This is a genomic window from Variovorax glucosi, assembly GCF_051216695.1.
Lineage (GTDB): Bacteria > Pseudomonadota > Gammaproteobacteria > Burkholderiales > Burkholderiaceae_C > Variovorax.
The window spans coordinates 1-1,440 of sequence record NZ_JBPJZE010000096.1 but is presented as its reverse complement, the minus strand read 5'-3'; the positions used below and the strand labels follow the sequence as shown (position 1 = coordinate 1,440).

The following is a 1,440-nucleotide window of genomic DNA, read 5'->3' as shown; positions in this document are numbered from 1 at the left end:
GTCGCACCTACGATTTGTGGTCAGGCTTCTGGCCGAAGGCACCGAGCAGCCCGATGTCGGATGCCTTGAATGCGGCTACCAAATATGTCGTTACCCATCGCCCGGAAAGTCTTGAGTGGGGCCCGTTCGAAGGCCTTGGACTAGATGTCGTCGAGGGCATTCGCCGCGTCAAGTCGCAGGCTGGGCCGGACCTGGTCCTCTGGGGTAGCTCCACGCTGACATCGACGCTGTTCGAACATGGGCTTGCAGATGAGGCCATGCTGATCGTCTATCCGGTCCTGCTGGGCACCGGGAAGCGCCTCTTTGCGGAGGGAACGCCGCCACGCTCTTTCGAGCTCGCCAGTACGAAGGCAATGCCGTCCGGCATCATCCTCACTGCCTACAAGTTCGCGGGGCCTTTGAAGACCGGATAGCTGAACGGCGTGGCATTCCCGCTGCGGCTGAAATATCTGCAAACTCCACCCGAGGATGAACTATGAAACGGCGCCGGTTTGCCTCATTTCTTGGCGGGGCTGCGCTTGCATCGCTCCCTGGGTTGCCAGCGTTCGCGGATGCGTCCGATGCCTGTGGCGCTCCAACAGCGCGAGGCGATGGGTGGGCGATCTCCGCCAACAGTGACGACAAGCTCATCGATCGCGGCCCCCTATGCAGGATGGCCGATCAGCTCGCGGCCTCGTCCAACATACATTCCGTGCTGGTCGCCCGCAGCGGAAAGCTGGTGTTCGAGCGGTACTTCAGTGGCTCCGACCAGGTACCCGGCCTCTTCTTTGGCAGTCGGGTGAAAGATGTCACCTTTCACGCCGATACCCTGCATGACGTGAAGTCGGTTTCAAAAAGCGTCGCGTCGCTTGCAGTGGGAATCGCCATTGATCAGGGGCTGATCCGCAGCGTCAACGAACCGATCTTCAGCTTCTTTCCCGAATTGGCGGATTTGCGTTCCCCTGAAAAGGATCGCATCCAGCTGGTACATGCGCTCACCATGTCGATGGGTCTGAAGTGGGTGGAGGCGACCCCCGCCACCGGGGAGGACAACGACGAGTCGCGCATGCACAGGGCTGCCGAGCCGTCTCGCTACGTTCTGGGACTGGAGTCGACTGCGCCACCGGGCCAGGAGTTCTTCTACAACACCGGCGCGCTCACCCTCGTCTCCGCCATTGTCCGCAAGGCTACCGGACGCCCCCTGGACGAATTTGCCCGGACAGAGTTGTTCAAACCTCTGGGCATTACCGACTTCGAGTGGAGTCGAGTGAAGGGGGATACGGATGCGGGAGGGGGATTGCGCATGCGGCCGCGCGACATGGCGAAGATCGGCCAGCTTGTCCTCTCTGGCGGTCGCTGGAACGACCGCCAGATCGTTTCCAGGGATTGGATCGAGACCTCGACAACATCGAAGCTCAAGGCGACGGACGATCAGTTCTACGGGTATCTCTGGTGGCTCGG

At 61.1% G+C, this 1,440-nt stretch carries 2 protein-coding genes; both read left to right on the top strand.

The window, feature by feature from the left end; genetic code table 11:
- A partial coding sequence (locus ACSFA3_RS23190) for a dihydrofolate reductase family protein (RefSeq protein ID WP_435507794.1) occupies positions 1–413 on the top strand: 413 nt, incomplete at its 5' end.
- A 239-nt stretch (positions 414–652) separates the two neighbouring features.
- Positions 653–1,440: serine hydrolase domain-containing protein (locus ACSFA3_RS23185; protein WP_435507793.1), on the top strand; the 788-nt coding region annotated here is incomplete at its 3' end.